Source organism: Pseudomonas sp. AMR01 (genome assembly GCF_041946035.1).
In the GTDB taxonomy this organism is placed as follows: Bacteria; Pseudomonadota; Gammaproteobacteria; order Pseudomonadales; family Pseudomonadaceae; genus Aquipseudomonas; species Aquipseudomonas antarctica_B.
On sequence record NZ_JAUTYR010000027.1, the window covers coordinates 1 to 19,247 of the forward strand.

General features: G+C 60.8%; 15 protein-coding genes, 4 tRNA genes and 1 pseudogene. 9 read left to right on the forward strand and 11 right to left on the reverse strand.

Annotated elements, in window-relative coordinates; genetic code table 11:
- Positions 1-131: 131 nt before the first annotated feature.
- Together Q7C20_RS20160 and Q7C20_RS20165 are read right to left on the reverse strand one after the other, a co-directional pair.
- Positions 132-1,706: an alkaline phosphatase D family protein gene (locus Q7C20_RS20160; RefSeq protein ID WP_375069741.1), complete on the reverse strand. Its 1,575-nt coding sequence runs from the start codon at positions 1,704-1,706 to the stop codon at positions 132-134.
- Positions 1,703-2,257 (reverse strand): GNAT family protein, encoded by a 555-nt coding sequence (locus Q7C20_RS20165; RefSeq protein WP_348062237.1) that lies wholly within the window; start codon positions 2,255-2,257, stop codon positions 1,703-1,705. Before Q7C20_RS20165 ends, Q7C20_RS20160 begins: the two co-directional genes overlap by 4 nt.
- A 189-nt stretch (positions 2,258-2,446) precedes the next feature.
- Between Q7C20_RS20165 and Q7C20_RS20170 the strand changes: the two genes are divergently transcribed.
- The 6 genes from Q7C20_RS20170 to Q7C20_RS20195 all read left to right on the forward strand — a co-directional run bounded on the left by Q7C20_RS20170 (position 2,447) and on the right by Q7C20_RS20195 (position 10,087).
- Positions 2,447-2,854 (forward strand): biopolymer transporter ExbD, encoded by a 408-nt coding sequence (locus Q7C20_RS20170; RefSeq protein WP_348062238.1) that lies wholly within the window; start codon positions 2,447-2,449, stop codon positions 2,852-2,854.
- Positions 2,855-2,856: 2 nt separating this feature from the next.
- Complete coding sequence (locus Q7C20_RS20175; protein WP_375069743.1) at positions 2,857-3,591, forward strand: energy transducer TonB; 735 nt, start codon at positions 2,857-2,859, stop codon at positions 3,589-3,591.
- Positions 3,592-3,614: 23 nt separating this feature from the next.
- Entirely contained in the window at positions 3,615-5,894 is a 2,280-nt protein-coding gene (locus tag Q7C20_RS20180) for a TonB-dependent receptor (RefSeq protein ID WP_375069745.1), read from the forward strand.
- Between the two features lie 18 nt (positions 5,895-5,912).
- Positions 5,913-6,560: a MotA/TolQ/ExbB proton channel family protein gene (locus tag Q7C20_RS20185; protein ID WP_348062267.1), complete on the forward strand. Its 648-nt coding sequence runs from the start codon at positions 5,913-5,915 to the stop codon at positions 6,558-6,560.
- 282 nt (positions 6,561-6,842) lie between these two features.
- Complete coding sequence (locus tag Q7C20_RS20190; protein WP_375069746.1) at positions 6,843-8,060, forward strand: phospholipase D-like domain-containing protein; 1,218 nt, start codon at positions 6,843-6,845, stop codon at positions 8,058-8,060.
- Between the two features lie 287 nt (positions 8,061-8,347).
- Positions 8,348-10,087 carry a dipeptidase gene (locus Q7C20_RS20195; protein ID WP_375069748.1) on the forward strand — a complete coding sequence of 580 codons (1,740 nt, stop codon included), beginning with the start codon at positions 8,348-8,350 and terminating at the stop codon, positions 10,085-10,087.
- Between the two features lie 107 nt (positions 10,088-10,194).
- On the opposite strand, the gene Q7C20_RS20200 is transcribed toward Q7C20_RS20195, so the two are convergent.
- From Q7C20_RS20200 to Q7C20_RS20215, 4 genes are all read right to left on the reverse strand, one after another.
- Positions 10,195-10,270, reverse strand: a tRNA-Gly gene (locus Q7C20_RS20200).
- A 3-nt stretch (positions 10,271-10,273) separates the two neighbouring features.
- Positions 10,274-10,349: transfer RNA gene (locus Q7C20_RS20205), tRNA-Glu, on the reverse strand.
- A gap of 105 nt (positions 10,350-10,454) precedes the next feature.
- Positions 10,455-10,530 (reverse strand) — tRNA-Gly (locus Q7C20_RS20210).
- A 4-nt stretch (positions 10,531-10,534) separates the two neighbouring features.
- Positions 10,535-10,610 (reverse strand) — tRNA-Glu (locus tag Q7C20_RS20215).
- 370 nt (positions 10,611-10,980) lie between these two features.
- Here Q7C20_RS20215 and Q7C20_RS20220 point away from each other — a divergent pair.
- The gene (locus Q7C20_RS20220) at positions 10,981-11,751 is read left to right on the forward strand and encodes a hypothetical protein (RefSeq protein WP_375069750.1); all 771 of its coding nucleotides are present in this window, start codon (positions 10,981-10,983) and stop codon (positions 11,749-11,751) included.
- Between the two features lie 138 nt (positions 11,752-11,889).
- On the forward strand, positions 11,890-12,702 hold the full coding sequence (locus Q7C20_RS20225; RefSeq protein ID WP_375069752.1) for an alpha/beta fold hydrolase: 813 nt from the start codon (positions 11,890-11,892) through the stop codon (positions 12,700-12,702).
- A 34-nt stretch (positions 12,703-12,736) separates the two neighbouring features.
- On the opposite strand, the gene Q7C20_RS20230 is transcribed toward Q7C20_RS20225, so the two are convergent.
- The 4 genes and pseudogenes from Q7C20_RS20230 to Q7C20_RS20245 all read right to left on the reverse strand — a co-directional run bounded on the left by Q7C20_RS20230 (position 12,737) and on the right by Q7C20_RS20245 (position 17,196).
- Positions 12,737-13,654, reverse strand: a complete 918-nt coding sequence (locus tag Q7C20_RS20230) for a methyl-accepting chemotaxis protein (RefSeq protein WP_375069817.1) — start codon at positions 13,652-13,654, stop codon at positions 12,737-12,739.
- Positions 13,646-14,704: pseudogene (locus tag Q7C20_RS20235) on the reverse strand (methyl-accepting chemotaxis protein); the annotation flags it as partial. The pseudogene Q7C20_RS20235 and the gene Q7C20_RS20230, both read right to left, overlap by 9 nt.
- Before the next feature lie 141 nt (positions 14,705-14,845).
- On the reverse strand, positions 14,846-16,231 hold the full coding sequence (locus Q7C20_RS20240; RefSeq protein WP_375069754.1) for a PLP-dependent aminotransferase family protein: 1,386 nt from the start codon (positions 16,229-16,231) through the stop codon (positions 14,846-14,848).
- 203 nt (positions 16,232-16,434) lie between these two features.
- Complete coding sequence (locus Q7C20_RS20245; RefSeq protein WP_116630422.1) at positions 16,435-17,196, reverse strand: SDR family oxidoreductase; 762 nt, start codon at positions 17,194-17,196, stop codon at positions 16,435-16,437.
- Positions 17,197-17,423: 227 nt separating this feature from the next.
- Between Q7C20_RS20245 and Q7C20_RS20250 the strand changes: the two genes are divergently transcribed.
- A complete protein-coding gene (locus Q7C20_RS20250) occupies positions 17,424-18,431 on the forward strand; it encodes an NADP-dependent oxidoreductase (RefSeq protein ID WP_348057398.1) in 1,008 nt (335 codons plus the stop codon).
- Positions 18,432-18,504: 73 nt separating this feature from the next.
- On the opposite strand, the gene pyrF is transcribed toward Q7C20_RS20250, so the two are convergent.
- On the reverse strand, positions 18,505-19,203 hold the full coding sequence (pyrF, locus tag Q7C20_RS20255; protein WP_348057396.1) for an orotidine-5'-phosphate decarboxylase: 699 nt from the start codon (positions 19,201-19,203) through the stop codon (positions 18,505-18,507).
- Between the last annotated feature and the right edge of the window lie 44 nt (positions 19,204-19,247).

The following is a 19,247-nucleotide window of genomic DNA, read 5'->3' on the forward strand; positions in this document are numbered from 1 at the left end:
GTGGTGGGGCGAAGACCTTTTGGTTACTTTTGGGGCGTTTGCCAAAAGTGACCCGCTGTAAGAGCGGAACCATAAGCGGCCGTTACCACAACAACGGATATGCCCCCCCCCGCCAGAAACCAAAGCCCCCCCTAAACCGCAACAGCCCCCGCCCGCCCCGACTCCACCACAAACGACCTAAGCGTAGAAACCGTAGCCAACCGATCACGCGGATCCGTAATCACGCGAAAGCGCGTGAGCATCTTCCCCTCATCCACATCAACCGACACATACCCCCGCTGCCGGCTGTCAAAAAACTTCACATGGGGATTAACCGGCAACATCTGCGAAAAGGCGTCAAAGGGCGGCCCATCCGACGTCACCGACGACCCCACAAACTCAGTGGCCACCACCGGCGAGCCAGGATCATTCGCATCCGCATGCAAATCCGTGGTCCAGAACGAATGAATATCCCCGCCCCAGAACACCGGATTCTTCAACCGCCGACGCTGAATCGACGCCAGCATCCGCTCGCGATTTGCCATGTACCCGTCCCAACCATCCGTCCAACGCCCCGGCATCTGAGTGGTGAGGTCACGCTGGTTCAACGGCGCCACCAGCAAGTCCTGAGCGATCACATTCCATTGCGCCCGCGATTCGGCAAACCCGCGATCAAGCCAGGCCTCCTGCTTCCAACCCAGCATCGTGCGGCTCGGGTCGCGCAGGTCGGCACAGCTATTGGCGGCGATATGCCCCTGATGACTGCCATTGGCCAAAATACACGGCTGCTCGGAGCGGTATTGCCGCCCGTCCAGCACATGAAAACGCGCCAACCGCCCGTAATCCAGACGCCGATAAATGCGCATGTCCGGGCCCTTCGGCAGGCTGCTCGCGCGCAGCGGCATGTGCTCATAAAACGCCTGATACGCCGCTGCCCGCTGCCTGAGAAACTGCGCAACCGGAATTTTGGGGTCCTGGGACCACCGGTTGGCGTAGTCGTTTTGCACTTCGTGATCGTCCCAGGTCGCCACGCTGGGCGCGGCGGCGTGCAAGGCCTGCAAATCCGGATCGGTTTTGTACAGGGCATACCGGTTGCGGTAGTCACTCAAACTCTCCGCGTTGCCGCTGCCGTGAGGCCGGATGATCTTGCCCGAGTCCAGTGCGTAAGAGCTGTCGTAGATATAGTCGCCGAGGAAAAACACCAGGTCGGGCTGCTCTGCCGCAAGGTGGCGATACGCGCTGAAATAACCGCGCTCCCAATGCGAGCAGGACACAAACCCCAATCGCGCCGATGCCATGGCCTGCACCGGCGGCGTCGTGCGCGCCTGGCCCACCGGGCTCTGTGCGCCCAGGCCGTCAAACTGATACCAATACGGCCTGCCCGCCTCTAGCCCTGCGACCTCGACATGCACCGAATGGGCAAAACGCTCAGTCGCCGTGACCTCACCGTGGCGCACGATGCGCGTCATCGCCGCATCGCTGGCCACCCGCCAACGCACCGGCACCGCGCGGCTCAACCCGCCGCGCCCGTCTGCGGCATTGAACAAGGGCGCCAGGCGCGTCCAGATCACAAAGCCGTCAGGCAATGGATCGCCCGAGGCCACACCGAGGGTGAACGGATAATCAACCCCCGCACTGCGCGCAAACGGGCTGAGGATTGAAAACGCCGTGGCCACCGCCAGCCCTCTGAGGATGCGCCGCCGGCCAAGGTCCACTGCGTCGCTCACCGGCAACGCTCCCAGTCTTCACGCACAGTGGCAAAGCCGAGCAAATCTTCGTAAACACCCATCTTGAAGAACGCCTGACGCATGCAGCCTTCAAAGCGCAGGCCGATTTTCTCCATGACCCGCGCCGATTCCTTGTTGCGGCCAAAGCATTGGCTACCCACGCGCTGCAGCCCCAACTCGGTGAACCCGAAGTCCATCATCGCGCTCGCTGCTTCAGCGGCGAATCCCTGATTGCGACAGTGCGCCGCCACCCAACCGCCGAGGTGACCATAGTGATGACGGGCGTTAATCCGCAGGCTGACCATACCAATCAACTCACCGGTTTCACGCACATGCATTCCCAGGTTCAGCAGCTCACCTGTGCGGTATTTTTCCGCGATTGAAGCGATGAACGTCTGCGCCGTTTCCAGGGTATAGGGCGACGGAACATTCGCCGTGTTATCGGCAATGTTCGGCCCGTTGGCGAGGGTAGACAGCGTCTCGGCCTGGTCGCTCTCCAGTGCCCTCAACAGCAGTCGCGCGGTGGTCAATCGAGGCAATGCAGTCGGCATTCGAGGTGGCCCTGAAAATAAATTGCCAAGGATGTACGCACTTTGTGTCAATTTCACTACGTCACAAAACTGCACAATGAATCCACTGAAAGACACGCCCTAGAGCCTTCAAATCGTAAATTAAAGTTAACCAATCGGTCATTTTTGGTTGTTAGCGTGTCGCCCCTAATTCAATAACGGGGCAACGGAATGAGAACCTGGGATGAACCCAAGAAACGCAAGGCGCACATCGAACTGATCCCGATGATCGACGTGATGATGTTCCTCCTGGTGTTCTTCGTGCTGGTCAGCCTGAACGTGATTCCGGCACTCGGCATGAAGACTCAATTGCCCAGCGCCAGCAGTGCACAACAGCTCAAACCGCAGAATAAATTTATCCTGACCCTGGGCCTGGAAGGCCAGTTGCAACTGGATGGCAAAGACCTTTCGGTCGACGCCTTGGTACCCGCGCTGAAGGCGGCCGAGAAGCCGGATACCAAGTCGACGATCATCGTCAACAGTGACAAAGGCGTGGAGGTTTCGCGCCTGGTGGAAGTGATGGACACCCTGCGCCTGGGTGGCTTCACCTCCGTGTCCATCGCTACGCGTAAGTCCTGATCATGTACGCCTTGTTTCGTGCGCGGCAGCTGCTGGGGAGTGTCCCGGCCGTGATCGCCCTGGTGCTGATTGCGATGGGCATCCAGTCACAAACGCTGAAGGTCACACCGGTGTATGACGAGTCGGCGGTGGAGCTGGCGTTGGTCGAGCCGGAGCCGGAAGTGATCCCGGATCCGGTGGTGGAGCAAGAGCCGCCTCCGCCGGTGATCGAGGATGAAGAGGCCGAACCGGCCCCGCCGCCTCCGCCGCCCAAGCCCTTGCCAAAACCCGAGCCCAAGCCCAAACCGGTGCCCAAACCAAAACCCGTCGTGGCCGCCAAGCCGACGCCGACACCAACGCCAGCGCCCCCGGTCGCGGCCAAGCCGGTGCAAGCCGCCGTCGCCCCGACACCGGCGCCGCCCGCACCGCCAGCACCGCCGAAGGTCGATGGCCAAGCCCTCGAAGGCGGTTACCTCAAGGGGCTGCGCAACGAGTTGGACACCTACAAGCAATACCCCACCGGGCGCCAGGCCTCCCTCGAACGCCCCAGCGGCGAGGTGGTGGTGTGGTTGCTGGTAGACCGCCAGGGCCGCGTTCTGGATTCCGGCGTGCAAACCCAGGCCTCGAGCATGTTGCTCAACCGGGCCGCCACCACCAGCTTGCGTCGCATCAAGCAAGTCAAACCGTTCCCCGAGCAAGCCTTCGGGGGGCGCAATGAGCAGCGCTTCACCGCCACCTTCAATTACAGCGTGCAATAAGCACCCACACCAGGACGACAGTGATGAGGTTCACACGGATTCATCTGGCACTCGTTGCCGCAAGCGTGGGCCATGGGATGGCCATGGCAGATACCGGCGACAGTGACGTCGGCACGATTGGTGTGCAGGGCAAAGCCACTGCAGGTGGCGGCTACATGGTGCAGGAAGAAAGCATCAAGGGCCGCTCCACCGTGACCAAGGAAGCGCTGGATAAACAAACCGCCACCGGCAACGCGATCGACAAGCTCAAGTACACCCCGGGCCTGAACATCTCCAGCGAAGACAACACCGGGCTGTCGGGCTTTCGCTTCACAATGCGCGGGCTCAACTCCGACCAGGTGGGGATGTCGGTGGACGGCATGCCGATCAACGACTCCGGCAACTACGCGCTGTACTCCAACTTGCTGGGCGACCCGGAAAACATCGACCAGATCTTCGTGACCCAGGGCGCGTCCGAAGCCGACGGCCCGCACATCGGTTCCAGCGGCGGCAACATCGGCATCGTGACCATCCGCCCGACCAAGGAAACCGGGGCGTTCGTCAAACAGATCGTCGGCAGCAACGCCACCCGCAAGACCTTCGCACGGCTCAACACCGGCGAGGTCAATGGCCTGAGCAACTGGCTGTCGGCGTCCCACACCGAAGGTGAGATGTGGCGCGGCTCAGGCGCCGTGCGTGCGGACAAGGTCGAGTGGAACAGCTTCTTTGACGCCGGCAACGGCAACACCGCCAACCTGATCCTCAAGTACCACGAGCAGGAAAACAACAGTTACAGCCAGTTGACCAAGGGCCAGTTCCAGCAGTCGGGCCGCAAGTTCGACCCCTACCCTGCCAACCCGACCGTGGGCAGCAACGGCAAGCTCAACAGCTACTACGCGTTGGCGCAGAACCCGTTCCAGACCTTTACCGGCGTGCTCAACACCCAGTTCAAGCTGGCGGACAACCTGGCGCTGTCGGTCATCCCGTATTACTTCTGGGGCAACGGCAGCGGCGTCAATTCATCCAGCTACGCCTTGAACCGCGGCTCGAACGCCGGTGGCGTTTTTGACCTGGGCAACCTGCCCACCGCCGCGCAGTACAACGCTGACGGTTCCTCGACCACCGGCGTCTACTACCGCCCTTCCCGCACCCAGACCTGGCGCCCGGGCATCACCACCAAACTGAACTGGGACCTGGGCGATCACAGCCTGCAATTCGGCTACTGGTACGAGCGCGCGCGCCAAAGCCAGACCCAACCGTTCATAGCCCTGAAGAACAGCGGCAAGCCGACCGACACCTGGCCAGACGGCGATTCGGTGGTCGATGCCAACGGCAACACCGTGCAGGGCCGCGACCGTTTCACCATCACCCCGGCGCAAAAAGTCTGGGCTCAGGACACCTGGTACATCAATCCGGACTGGACCCTGGTGGCGGGCCTGGCCTACATGAACGTCAAGCGTGACGGCACCAACAACGGCAGCCTTACCGAACAACCGGAAAAGCGTAACCAGACCTATAACAAGCTGCTGCCCAACGTTGGCCTGAAATATCAGCTGGATGAGCGTGACCAGTTGTTCTACAGCCTGTCGCGCAACATGCGCATCCCGCAGAACTACGTGCTGTACGACAAGGGCGTGGACTCGATCAACTCCAAGCCGGAAACCAGCTGGAACCACGAGTTGGGCTGGCGCTTCACCGATGAAGACATGACCGTGGCGGCCACCTTGTTCTACATGCAGTTCAAGGATCGCCAGGTCTCGTCCAAGGACGTCAACGGTGACTTCGCCGACATCAACGCCGGCTCCGTCAACAACAGCGGCCTGGAACTGGAGTGGAGCGGCCTGCTGCCCAATCACTTCAACTACTACACCTCCTACACCTACACCAAGGCTGAGCAACAGGACGATTTGACCGTCTACAACGCCGGCAAAGCCATCGTGTTGCCCACCAGCGGCAAGCAATTTGCCAACGTGCCGAAGAACATGCTGGCGGCGAATATCGGCTACGACGACGGCCGCTTCTACGGCACCTTCGGCGGCAAATACACCAGCGAACTGTTTGGTGACCTGACCAATGACGAGGCCATTTCCGGCCGTACCATCTTCAACCTCGGCGCCGGTATTTACCTGCCGGTGGACAAGAAAGTGGTCAAGGACGCGACCCTGCGCCTGAACGTCGACAACCTGTTCGACAAGAAGTACCTGGACGGCGTGTACACCACCAAGACCAACGCGGCCACCTACAGCGGCTTCAAGGACGGCGACCCGGCCTACATCGTTGGCCTGGACCGCACCGTTACGGTTTCCCTGGAAGCGAATTTCTAACTACGAGGCTTGAGAATCATGGACATGAATCTGCTTCACGACATCACCTTCTATGTGATGTATGCCGCGATGGCCATCGCCATCTTTATCGCCATCGAGCGTGGCATCTACTTCGCCTACGTGCGCCGTCAGGCCCGCGCCTTGACCGGCGTGCTGGGCGCCAACGTACACAGCGAACGCGACTTGCCTGAAAGCCTGACCCGCCGCGACAGCCTGCCGCTGAACATGGTGTTGTCGGTACTGGCGCAGAAGGCGTCCCACGGTTCACGCAAGGACCTGGACGATGAAATCGAAACCCAGTACCTGAAGACCCGCGCACCGCTGTCGCGCAGCCTGTGGATTATCGAGACCATCACCACTGCCGCACCGCTGCTCGGGCTGTTGGGTACGATCCTCGGCATTATCGACACCTTCAAGGCGCTGGCGACCGCAGGCGTGTCCGACCCAGGGCAGATCTCCGGTGGTATCGGAACGGCCTTGTTCGCCACTGGCCTGGGTATCGCCATTGCGCTGTTTTGCGTGGTGTTCCACAACTTCTTCCAGGACAGCCTGGAGCGCATCAATGATCAGCTGAAGATCCTGCTGATCCGCGCCGCCACCGGTGCCCGCGTGCAAAGCGAAGTACCGCACCTGGTGCCAGCGCCGCTGCACAGCCGCACGGCATAACCTTCGAAGCGGGCGCGCCCCTGTGGCATGCGGACTTGTTGTGGCAAGCCCGCTTGTTGTGGCGAGCGGGCTTGCCCCGCGTTGGGCTGCGAAGCGGCCCTAAAACCTGACGACGCGGTTTATCAGTTACACCGCGTCGTTTGAATTGGGAGCGCTTCGCACTCCAACGCGGGGCAAGCCCGCTCGCCACAACAAGCCCGCTTGCCATAACAAGCCCGCTCGCCACAGGTACAGCGCCAGCCTTTCTCTTTGCGCCCGCCTTTTTTACCCGATGAGACGCCCATGCCCCTCTCGATGAAGTTGCGTATTGCAGGCCTCGCCGCCTCTCTCCTCAGTCCGCTGGCCCAGGCGGACTTTTCAATTCCAGGCTTTGAACTGGTGCACACCGTGCCGGTGGACACTGCGTTGAGCAGCGCCGATTTGCGCCAGCCCGGCCCGGTGTGGATTGAGCTGTTTGATGGCGCCAAAACCCGTATTGATATCGGCCAGTTCTATGCCGCCGACCATCCCGGCTCGGTGATGGACACGGTCATCGAACACCTGGAAGCCGCCGGCAAACGCGGTGTGAAGATTCGCTTTTTGCTGGAAGAAAAAGGCATCAAGTTGTCGGAAGCCTCCACGCTGGAACGCTTGCGCGCGATTCCCAACCTGACCTTTCGCGTACTGCCTTACGGGCAATTGAGCGGCGGGATCATTCACGCCAAATACATGGTAGTGGATGGCGAGCAGGCATTTATCGGCAGCCAGAATTTCGACTGGCGCTCGCTGGAGCACATTCACGAAACCGGGCTGCGCATCAGCGATGCAACCGTGGTCAGCCAGGTGCAAGCGATCTTCGATCAGGACTGGGGAGCCCAGGCCGCCTTGACCGAACACACACCGGTGCCGCTGCCGACCGCCGGCCAGGCGCCTGCGCGCACCGGCAATTACCTGGTCGCCAGCCCGCAACGCTACAACCCGCCGGGCGTGGGCGACTCGCAGCTGGAACTGCCGCGCCTGTTGGGCGAAGCAAAAAAAGAAGTGCGCGTGCAGTTGCTCGATTATGCGCCGCTGTCCTACGGACCGGACCGAACCCGGCCCTACTACGCGGTGATCGACAACGCCGTACGCGCCGCCGCTGCGCGCGGGGTATCGGTCAAGCTGATGGTGTCAAACTGGAACACCGACAAGCTGGAACTGCCCTACCTCAAAAGCCTGGCGGTATTGCCGAACGTGGAGGTCAAAATCGTCACCCTGCCCGAAGCCAGGCAAGGGTTTATCCCGTATGCGCGGGTGATCCACAGCAAGACCATGGAGATCGATGGCCAGGTGGCGTGGGTCGGCACCAGCAACTGGCTCGGCGGTTACCTGGACAACTCGCGCAACCTCGAGGTGGTGATGCGCAGCGAAGCGATGGCTAAGCGCGTAGGGCAATTGCATGAGCAGCTGTGGGATGGGCCGTATGCCAAGCCGCTGGATGTGGCGGCGGAGTATCCGGAGCCGCATCCCGGTAAGCCATAACCCCACAAATCCCCTGTGGGAGCCTTTGTGGCGAGGGAGCTTGCTCCCGCTGGGGTGCGCAGCGCCCCCAAAAACCTGCGACCGCTACGCAGTCGAGCGGGAGCAAGCTCCCTCGCCACAACAAGCCCACACACATTTTCAAATTCGGCATTCCTGGCATTTGAGTGCGACATTTCCCACGCCAACGTCTCCCAATCCAGAGCATGGTGATGGTAGTGTGTGGAAATGTTTCTGACCTATCGATCAGAAACCTCTTACTTACTCCCTGCAAAGGAATGCCTTCACCCATGCACTTTCCACTGAAAAAAATCGTGGCGGCCACCCTGTTCGCCGCCAGCTTGTCAGCCCTCGCAACACCCGCTTTTGCCAACCTCACAGAGCAACAAAACGCGACCATTCTGAAAAGTTTCAGCGAAACATCGGTCACTGATTTCCGTGGTTTCCTCGGCACGCTCGCCAAAGACGACCTGGCAAAAACCGCCGACGCAGGCCCGGCCATCAGCGCCTTTCTCGACAACAAACCCCTGAGCGCCGACCAGGATAACGAAATCAATCGCCTCCTCGGTCTCTACACCCGCATCAAATATGGCAAGGCCGCCCTCGAAACCCTGCGCGAGCTGGTAGAGATTCCGACGTTTAACGTCGACGGCCTGCCGCAGTACAAGAACCCGGAATTCCTCAAGATCGCCGGCAAGATCCAGGACCTGGCAAAGTCCTTTAACCTGAATTTCCGCAACGTCGACAACCGTGTCTACGAAATCAGCCTGGAAGGCCCCGGCGACGAAGTGGTGGGCATCCATGCCCACGCCGACGTGGTACCGGTGACGCCGGAGAATTGGGTGCTCAAGGACGGCACCCGGCTCGACCCGTTCAAGGTCACGCTGATCGGCGACCGCATGTACGGCCGTGGCACCGAGGATGACAAGAACGGCATCGTCGTGGCCCTGTACGCCATGAAGGTGATCAAGGAAGAAAAGCTGCCGCTGGCGCGCACGTTCAAACTGCTGGTGGACACCACCGAAGAAACTTCCGGTGACGCGATCCCCTATTACTTCGAACACAACCCGACGCCGCAATACAACCTGGCGCTCGACGGCGGCTACCCGGTGGTGATCGCCGAGAAAGGCTACGGCACCGTGATGGCTAGCTTTCCCGTGCGCAAGGGCGAGGGCAAAGGCGCGGAAATCATTTCGATGACCGGCGGCATGGCCACCAACCAGATCCCTTCGGTCTCTGTTGCGACCTTGATCAGCGACACACCCGTCGAGCTGGCCGCCAGCCTGCAAAAGGCCGGTGCAGACTATGCCAAGGCCAACGGTGGCGACTTTGAAGTGACTGCCACGGTGGTCGGCAAGGACGTCAAATTGACGGTGACCGGCGTGTCTGCGCATTCGTCCGAGCCGCAAGCGGGCGTCAACCCGGTGGCGCGCATGCTCGAGCTGATCCACAGCGTCGACGGCAAGATCGCCCTCAAGCACAACCACATCACCGACGCTGCGCGTTATGCGTCCGACAATTGGGGCCTGGATTATCTGGGCGGCAAATTGGGTGTGGGCTTCGCCGATGAGTTCATGGGGCCGCTGACCACCTCGCTGACCTTCGTTGGCCTGGATGACAAAGCCTTCAAATTGGCCGTGAACCTGCGCGTACCGAAAGGCAAATCGCCCGAGACACTCAACGCGCAAATCGCCGACAAGCTCAGCGCCTGGGACAAGACGTCCAAGATCAACGTGAGTTTCACCTACTCGGTGGCCGCGCCGATGTACCGCAACCCTGAAGGTGAATGGGTGAAAGCGCTGCTGGCCGTCGCCACTGAAAACCTCGGCATGGAGCACAGGTTCGGTACTTCCGCCGGCGCGACCTCTGTGCATGAACTGCCCAATGGCGTTCAATTCGGCCTGGCACGCCCGGAAGTGAAGTACACCGGGCATACCGACGGTGAGTTCAAGACCGTCGACCAGTTCCTGCTGGACTTGCAGATCGTCACTGAAATGATGGGCCGCGTCGGGCAGCTACCCAAGCTTTGACGCCACGTGAGCCCGCCGCAATGGCGGGCTCATCGCATCAGGGTATCGTCGAAAAATCCGCACAAACAAAAACGCCGATCATCTCTGATCGGCGTTTTCGTTGAATATGGAGCGGGAAACGAGACTCGAACTCGCGACCCCGACCTTGGCAAGGTCGTGCTCTACCAACTGAGCTATTCCCGCAAATGGCGTCCCCTAGGGGACTCGAACCCCTGTTACCGCCGTGAAAGGGCGGTGTCCTAGGCCACTAGACGAAGGGGACACGCTACTGAAACACATGGTGTGTATTTCAGTGCCCAGAGGTTAAATCCGAAGATTTTGCCCTGGTTTCACTCAGTGCCGCCCTAGAGCAACACTGCTTAAAAATTGGAGCGGGAAACGAGACTCGAACTCGCGACCCCGACCTTGGCAAGGTCGTGCTCTACCAACTGAGCTATTCCCGCTTATTGGCGTCCCCTAGGGGACTCGAACCCCTGTTACCGCCGTGAAAGGGCGGTGTCCTAGGCCACTAGACGAAGGGGACACACGTACAACATTCACTCCTTACCGCGTTTCGCTGTGTGCTTTACGCTGTAAGTGGCGCGCATTCTATGGATGGATTGAAAGGTCGTCAACCCCCATGGATAAATTTATTTAAATCAATGACTTCGACCCTCTTTCCAGGCCTTTGCCACGGGTTGGCCCGTGCGGGCAATGGCGCCTATATTCTGGCGCTCGACAAGGCGCTATAGTTCACCCAGGCAAATGATGGCAATGTGCATCCATGCACAGCGCCCTTACCGGCAAGATTACCTATATAGAAGAAACTACCTGGGCAACTGGTCGAACAATCCTATCCGCCGGATGGCCCAGTCACTACACTCCACAGCAAACCCTATAAAGAGGTCACACCGGTGACACCACTCATGATCACCCTGCTGGTAATAGCCGGGATCGTAATACTGATCGCCATTGGCTACATGAACCACATGGTGGAAAACAACAAGCTGGAAAAAAAGCGCACCGAGATCGAGCTCAATGATCGGCTGCGTCGTTGCGGTGAAATCACCGAAACCTTTCCCGGCCAGTTGATGACCCCGGCGCTCAAACTGTTACTGACCCGCCTTGAACTTAACGTTAACGAGCGCCTGTTGCACCTCAACAAATCCAGTGCGGCGCTCAAGGCGCGCATCGCCGAGCTCAATGCGCTGGTGGCCCAGGGTGAATCGATCCCGGTGACCAACCCGCCCGCCCCGATCCAGACCGAAGCCAAGGCCAAGGACGTGCGTTTCCTGCTCGAAGCCCTGCATGGCCAAGTGACCCGTGCTGCACAGGACGGCTTCCTGCCGACCAACGAAGCCAAGCACTGGATCAAGGAAATTCGTCACATTCTGGTACTGCTGCACATCGAGTTCTTCAACAACCTCGGCCAGCACGCCCTGCAACAAGGCCAGCCGGGCCAGGCGCGCCTGGCGTTCGAGCGTGGCGTGCAGTACCTGCGCAAACAGGCGGAGCCGGTGCTCTACAGTGCGCAACTGCAATTGCTGGAAAACCAATTGGCCCGCGCCAACTCGACCGTGCTGACCAACAGCAAACCCGCCGAAGACGAAGTCAACGAATTGACTGAAGGCCTCAAAGAGGTCGACGCCGACGCCGAGTGGAAAAAGAAAGCGATCTACGACTGATCACCCTTCCTTCCATGTGGCGAGTCCGTGATGAGCGGGCTCGCCCCGCTCGCTGCAATGCCATCAATTTGCACCTATCCACCCGCCGCAGAAAAGCGTAAAAACGTGCCCCTCACTCCGTGAAGTTAGAGGCCTGCTATGCCTGTTTCCGTGATTGATGGACAACCTTTGCATTACCTGGACCAGGGCACCGGCCCGGTCGTTGTTCTGGGTTCGAGTTACTTGTGGGACCGTGACATGTGGGCCCCGCAAATCGAGGCCCTGTCGAACCAGTATCGCGTGATCGTTCCTGAACTATGGGGTCATGGCGAATCGGGCGCGATGCCTGCGTCTACCCGCTCCCTGGATGACCTCGCGCGACAGGCCCTGGCCTTGCTCGACCAGCTCGACATTGCCAGCTGCAACCTCGTGGGCCTGTCGGTCGGCGGTATGTGGGGCGCTCGCCTGGCGTTGTTGGCCCCCGAGCGCGTCAACAGCCTCGTGCTGATGGACACCCACCTCGGCGCAGAGCCCGAAGCGACGCGTCAGTATTACTTCTCGCTGTTCAAGATGATCGAAGACGCCGGCGCCATCCCCGAGCCGTTGCTGGATGTGATTGCGCCGATCTTCTTCCGCGCCGGAATCGACCGCGAATCGGCGTTGTATCAGGATTACCGCAAGGCGTTGCAGGGTTATTCGCGGGACCGCCTGCTGGACAGCATCGTGCCCCTGGGCCGCATCATTTTCAGCCGCGCCGATATCCTCGACCAACTGCCACGCCTGGACGCCGACACCACACTGGTGATGTGCGGCGAGCAAGACAAGCCCCGCCCACCCGCCGAATCCCGGGAAATGGCCGAGCTGATTGGCTGCAGCCTGATCCTGATTCCAGACGCGGGGCATATCTCCAGCCGCGAGAATCCGGACTTCGTCAATGAAGCGCTGCTGACCTTCCTCGCCAACAACGCCTGACGCTCTGCCCTTTGATCGCCGCCCTCAGCGGCGATCAGAGGCGGAAGTGTCCCACCATGCCTTTGAGCTCTGCCCCCAACTGCGCCAGCTGAATGCTCGACGCCGCATTGCCCTGCATGCTCAACGCCGATTGGTCAGCGCTCGCCCGAATGCTGGTGACGCTACGGTTGATCTCTTCGGCCACCGAGCTTTGTTCTTCGGCGGCCGCAGCGATCTGCTGGTTCATTTGCTGGATCAACGACACGGCGGCGGCAATGCTGCCCAAGGCGCTTTCGGTTTCCAGCGCATCGCTGACGGCCAGTTTCACCAGTTCGCCGCTTTGCTGAATCTGCTCGACCGAGGATTGCGCAGCACTGCGCAAGGTGCTGACCAGCCGCTCGATTTCTTCCGTCGATTGCTGGGTCCGCTTGGCCAGCGCGCGCACTTCATCGGCCACCACCGCAAAGCCGCGGCCTTGCTCCCCCGCGCGGGCGGCTTCGATGGCGGCGTTGAGGGCCAGCAAGTTGGTTTGTTCGGCCACGCTTTTGATCACACTCAACACGGTGCCGATATTCTGGATTTCGGCACTCAGACTTTCGATGCTGGCGCTGGCACTGGTGCTCGAACTGGCGAGCAATTCGATGCGCTGCAGGCTTTGGCGCACCACCTGCTGGCCGCTGTCGACCTTGTCGTCCGCCGTCTGCGCGGCGTGCGCGGCCTCTTCTGCGTTGCGCGCTACGTCGTGCACGGTGGCGGTCATCTGGTTCATCGCCGTGGCGACTTGCTCGGTTTCTTCTTTCTGGCTGCTGACTTCGACGTTGGTCTGCTCCGTCACGCTGGACAGCGACTGCGCGGAGCTGGCCAATTGCTCAATACCCGCCTGTAGCCCGCTGACCATATGGCTCAGGCCACTGCTCATCTGCTGCATGGCGTGCATCAACTGGCCGATCTCATCACGACGCGTAACCTCCATGCGCCCGCTCAGGTCGCCGGAAGCAATCTGCTGCGCCACCGCAATGACGCTGCGCAGGGGCGTGACGATCAAGCGGGTGATGACCCACGCCGCGATCAGGCCCACCAGCAAGGCCAGGGCTGAAGAGCCCATGATAAACAGGGCACTTTTTTTCAGTTGCGCCTGCATCGATTCATCTTCGGCGGCATACGCCTGGTTGACTCGGCTGACCACCTCGTCGGCGCGGTCATGCAGTTGTTTGTAGACCACCTTTTCCTGGGCCAGCAGCCCGGTGTATTCGCCAAGCTTTTCGCTGAACGCGGCGATATGCCCGGACACTTCGTTAAGCACGGTCTGGTAACCCGGATCCTTGACCGATGTTTTCAGTTGTTCGACCTGCGCCAGGGCCTGGTCGGCCTGTTCAATCTTGCCCTGCTCGGCGTCGCCGGCATCCGCTTTGCGGCTTTGATCCAGGCGCACACGCGCTTCATTCATGGCCTGCAACATCAGGCGTGACACTTGGCTGACCTGACCTGCCTGTTCGATAAATTCAGCGCCGTCCTTGCCCTGGCTTTCCTTGAGGCCATAGGCGCCATCGTCGGCCAGGCCGGCCTGCAACACGTCGAGGTTATTGGCCACGCTGGACACCGACCAACTGGCCATTTCCAGGGCCAGGTCTTTGGTCTGGGTCAATTCGACAAACTCGTCGAACGCTTTGCGATACGCCGCCAGCGCCTGCTCCACGTCGGTCATCAGCGGCCCATTGGCGGCGGACTGCGCTTTGAGGCGCTGTGCCAGGGCCGCCAGGGCATCCACGCTTGCGTGCAGGGCATCGACGGCTTTGGGGTCGGCGTGCAGGGCATAGTCCTGCTCGATCAAGCGCACGTTGAGCAGGCCACTGTTGAGCGAGGACATCGTCTTGAGGCCTTCGAAACGCTGGCCAACGGTTTGCAGGGACCATACGCCAATGGCCGCCACCAACGCCGTCAGCAGCAGCACGAGAATGAAGCCAAAGCCCAGTTTTTTCGCCATACCAAGGTTGGCGAAACGTCGTTGCACGGCCGAAATCATTGCGCTTGAGTCCTCATGCAATGGCGAATGCCATCGAGCCCGGTTTCCATGAGGCGAGATTCGCAAGCACGGGCCACGGGCACAAGGGATTGGCGCCACGATAATGGCAAAAAGCTACATGCCCGTCGTTTTCAGAATGGTCTAGGTCGATCTGGCGGGCCCCATGGCGCGAAACAGCGCCAGCGCCCGTTGATCGTCCGCATACGCCACATTAATGCGCAACCAGTCACTGGGCTCGCCCTTCGGGCTGAACAGCGCACCCGGCGACACCAATACGCAAAGGCGGCGGGCGCACGCCTGCAAACGTGAACGGTCGCCCACGCCTGGCCGGGCCCACACAAACATGCCGCCTGCCGGCACGGCGAACACCTCCCACTCCTCATCCTCCAGCACTTGCAGGGTCGCGGCCATTTGCACGCTCAAGCGCTTGCGCAGGCGTTGCACCCACTTGCGGTAAGTGCCATTGGCCAGCAGCGTCGCCACCACGGCCTCGGCGAACCGCGACGTCCCGATGCCCGTCAGCGTCTTGAGGCTGGCCATTTGCGCGATGAGGGTGGCACTGGCGCTGAGATAGCCCACGCGCAAGGCGCTGCTGAGGGTCTTGGAGAAACTCGAAATATAGATAACCCGCCCCTCATGGGGCAGCGCCGACAGCCGCGTGCAACTGGCGTGTTGCAGGTCGCCGTAGACGTCTTCTTCAACGATCAGGAAGTCTTCGCTGCGCGCCAGTTGCACCAGCCGCTCGGCCACTGCGGGACACAGGCTGGTGCCAGTGGGGTTGTGGTACAGGCTGTTGATGAACAGGCACTTGGGACGGTGGTTTTTGAGCAGGGCTTCCAGCGCGGCCAGGTCGGGGCCGCCAGGGTTACGCGGGACTTCCAGCAGCATCACGCCATGGCGCTCCAACTGGCGATAAAGGTTGGCATACCCTGGAGTCTCGACCACTACCGTATCGCCGGGCTTGAGCAAGGTACGTATCAACAAGTCTTGTGCATGGCTGGCGCCGTGGGTGGTGAGGATGCGATCCAGGCTGGTCACGACCTTCATCTGGGTCAGGCGCTTGAGCAGTTGCTCGCGCAACGCCGGCAACCCCAACGGCGTGCTGTAGCTGAACAGGGCCGCGGTGTCGGTGCGGCTGATTTCGCGGATGGCGTAACAGATGTCATCGCTTTCACGCCAGGCATCCGGCAACCAGCCGCAGCCCAGTTTCAACTCGCCCAGCGGGCTGTCGAGGTAGGCGCCCCACCCCAGCTCTGCGCCTTCATACCAGTGGCTTTCCCGGCTAACCGGTGGCTGGGCCACCACGAACCCCGAGCCCTGTTTGGCCTCCAACACCCCCTGGGCCACCATGCGCTCGAACGCCTCAACCACGCTGGACTGGCTGAGCAGGTTGTCGAGGGCCAACTGCCGGATAGACGGCAAGCGCGTGCCGGGCCCTGCCCCGCTGTTGCGAATCCAGTGCGCCACCGCGCTGACGATTTGCTGCACCACCGGTACAAGGGCTTGTCGATCGATCCCTAAATCCATGAGCCACTCACTTCAACTGTCTGTTATTCAACCCCAAACAGTTAAGCACAGAAGCCGGGCACAGCCGCCCCTCAACATTTATTAAAGTATTGATTTTATTGACTTATTTACCTGCTGATACACATTCTGACGAGGCCTTGTGCCAGCCATGGAAACGCCCCACAGCCGCCCTATCCTTTTCGAATAGGGAGTGACGCAGAGTCCTAGATAGCGGTCGCGCCACCATCCACCGCCAGCGCCTGGCCGGTAGTAAAGGCGGCGCCGTCGCTGCACAGGTACAGCACGGCACTGGCGATTTCCTCAACTTTGCCGATGCGCCCGACCGGGTGCATCGCCGCGGCAAACTCTGCCTTGCGCGGGTCGGCTTCATAAGCACGGCGGAACATGTCGGTGTCGATCACGGCCGGGCAAACCGCGTTGACACGGATTTTCTTCTTCGCGTATTCAATGGCCGCCGATTTGGTCAGGCCGATAACGGCGTGCTTGGACGCCGCATAAATGCTCATCTTCGGCGCCGCGCCCAACCCCGCGACCGACGCAGTGTTGACGATCGCCCCGCCGCCCTGGGCCAGCAGCAGCGGCAACTGGTACTTCATGCACAGCCACACGCCTTTGACGTTAACGCCCATGATCGCGTCGAATTCGTCCAGGCTACCGTCGGCCAATTTGCCCTTCTCGATCTCGATCCCGGCATTGTTGAAGGCATAGTCCAGGCGACCATAGGCGGCGATGGTCTGTGCCATCAATTGCTGCACATCCGCTTCCAGCGTGACGTTGCAGCGCACGAACAGCGCCTCGCCACCGGCTTGCTGGATCAGCGCGACCGTGCCCTCACCGCCCGCCACGTCCAGGTCAGCGACCACTACTTTCAAGCCTTCGGCGGCAAACGCCAGCGCGGTGGCGCGGCCAATACCGGCGGCGGCACCGGTCACCAGGGCGACCTGGCCGGAAAATGTCATGCTCATGGGGGAAGTCCTTCGGAAGAAATGGCCGTGGGTCGAGTCTAGCCAACCCCGGGAGCGGCGCGTCAGCACTATCAAAAGGCCGGTTGGCATCTCATGATTTGCAGTGATAAAGCGCCCCACCTCATTATCAGCCATGGCTATCGGCAGGCATTCGCACTCTCTGCATACCTTGCTCCCGGTTCATTGTGGGTTTATCACTCTGGGTTCATTTCTAACGAGTCTCTGCCATGACCTCCCAGACCAACCGCCAATTCCTGCTCGCCAAACGTCCGGTCGGCGCGGCCACGCGGGAGACGTTCACCTATCAGGAAGTGCCGGTGGGCACGCCTGGCGAAGGGCAAGTGCTGGTGCGTAACGAATACCTGTCTCTCGACCCAGCCATGCGCGGCTGGATGAATGAGGGCAAGTCCTACATTCCTCCGGTCGGCATTGGCGAAGTGATGCGCGCTCTGGGTGTTGGCAAGGTGATCGCGTCGAACACGCCGAAATTTGCAGTGGGGGACTACGTCAACGGCGCCTTGGGCGTGCAGGACTATTTCCTCGGCGAGCCACGCGGCTTCTACAAGGTCGACCCGACACTGGCGCCACTGCCGCGTTACCTGTCAGCCCTCGGCATGACCGGCATGACTGCCTACTTCGCCCTGCTCGACACTGGCGCGCCCAAAGCCGGTGAAACCGTCGTGATCTCCGGCGCTGCCGGTGCGGTGGGCAGCATTGCCGGGCAAATTGCCAGGATCAAAGGCTGCCGCGTGGTGGGCATCGCCGGTGGCGCCGACAAATGCAAATTCCTGGTGGACGAGTTGGGTTTCGATGCGGCCATCGACTACAAAAATGAAGACGTGCCTGCCGCGCTCAAGCGCGAGTGCCCGAAAGGCGTGGACGTGTATTTCGATAACGTGGGCGGCGATATTCTCGACGCCGTGCTCAGCCGCCTGGCGCTGAAAGCGCGCGTGGTGATCTGCGGTGCGATCAGCCAGTACAACAACAAGGAAGCGGTGAAAGGCCCGGCCAACTATTTATCGTTGCTGGTCAATCGCGCGCGTATGGAAGGCTTTGTGGTGATGGACCATGCGGCAAACTTTGCGGCAGCCGGGCAGGAAATGGCTGGCTGGATGGCCCAGGGCACGCTCAAGAGCAAGGAAGATATTGTCGACGGGCTGGAGACATTCCCGGAGACGCTGATGAAGCTGTTCAACGGCGAGAACTTTGGGAAGTTGGTGCTGAAGGTCAGCTGATACCGCTGCACCTGCTATCAATAGGGGAGCTGGCAAGCCAGCTCCCCTATTTTTTCCCCTGCACACTCGGGGATCAGGCGATCTCGGCAACCACGGCTGCCAACGCCTGCGCCGGGTCTGCCGCTTGGCTGATCGGGCGACCGATCACCAAATAGTCGGAACCTGCGTCCAGCGCCTGGCGCGGGGTCAGGATACGGCGTTGATCATCCACCGCACTGCCCGCCGGGCGAATCCCCGGAGTGACCAACTGCAGCGACGGGTGCGCAGCCTTCAGGGCCTGAGCTTCCAGCGCCGAGCAAACCAACCCATCCAGGCCGGCCTTCTGCGCCAACGCAGCCAGGCGCAACACCTGCTCCTGAGGCTCGATATCCAGGCCAATGCCGGCCAGGTCTTCGCGTTCCATGCTGGTCAGCACGGTCACGCCGATCAGCAGCGGTTTCGGGCCGCTTCGCTGTTCCAGCACTTCGCGGCACGCGTTCATCATGCGCAGGCCGCCGGAGCAGTGCACATTGACCATCCACACGCCCATCTCGGCCGCTGCCTTGACCGCCATCGCGGTGGTGTTGGGGATGTCGTGGAATTTCAGGTCCAGGAACACTTCGAAACCCTTGTCACGCAGGGTGCCGACGATTTCCGCAGCGCAGCTGGTGAACAGCTCCTTGCCGACTTTGACTCGGCAAAGCTTCGGATCCAACCTGTCAGCCAGCTTCAGTGCGGCGTCACGGGTGGGGTAATCCAGGGCGACGATGATAGGCGTCTGGCAAACGGACATTGGAATGGGCTCTCAGGCAAGTCGAAATCGGCGCGGATTGTAGC

Coding starts and splice junctions, on each gene's coding strand:
- pyrF (WP_348057396.1), bottom strand. CDS start 19,203: ATGTCCGTTTGCCAGACGCCTATCATCGTCGCCCTGGATTACCCCACC.
- Q7C20_RS20170 (WP_348062238.1), top strand. CDS start 2,447: ATGAGAACCTGGGATGAACCCAAGAAACGCAAGGCGCACATCGAACTG.
- Q7C20_RS20225 (WP_375069752.1), top strand. CDS start 11,890: ATGCCTGTTTCCGTGATTGATGGACAACCTTTGCATTACCTGGACCAG.
- Q7C20_RS20165 (WP_348062237.1), bottom strand. CDS start 2,257: ATGCCGACTGCATTGCCTCGATTGACCACCGCGCGACTGCTGTTGAGG.
- Q7C20_RS20185 (WP_348062267.1), top strand. CDS start 5,913: ATGGACATGAATCTGCTTCACGACATCACCTTCTATGTGATGTATGCC.
- Q7C20_RS20180 (WP_375069745.1), top strand. CDS start 3,615: ATGAGGTTCACACGGATTCATCTGGCACTCGTTGCCGCAAGCGTGGGC.
- Q7C20_RS20195 (WP_375069748.1), top strand. CDS start 8,348: ATGCACTTTCCACTGAAAAAAATCGTGGCGGCCACCCTGTTCGCCGCC.
- Q7C20_RS20175 (WP_375069743.1), top strand. CDS start 2,857: ATGTACGCCTTGTTTCGTGCGCGGCAGCTGCTGGGGAGTGTCCCGGCC.
- Q7C20_RS20190 (WP_375069746.1), top strand. CDS start 6,843: ATGCCCCTCTCGATGAAGTTGCGTATTGCAGGCCTCGCCGCCTCTCTC.
- Q7C20_RS20245 (WP_116630422.1), bottom strand. CDS start 17,196: ATGAGCATGACATTTTCCGGCCAGGTCGCCCTGGTGACCGGTGCCGCC.
- Q7C20_RS20250 (WP_348057398.1), top strand. CDS start 17,424: ATGACCTCCCAGACCAACCGCCAATTCCTGCTCGCCAAACGTCCGGTC.
- Q7C20_RS20230 (WP_375069817.1), bottom strand. CDS start 13,654: ATGGAGGTTACGCGTCGTGATGAGATCGGCCAGTTGATGCACGCCATG.
- Q7C20_RS20240 (WP_375069754.1), bottom strand. CDS start 16,231: ATGGATTTAGGGATCGATCGACAAGCCCTTGTACCGGTGGTGCAGCAA.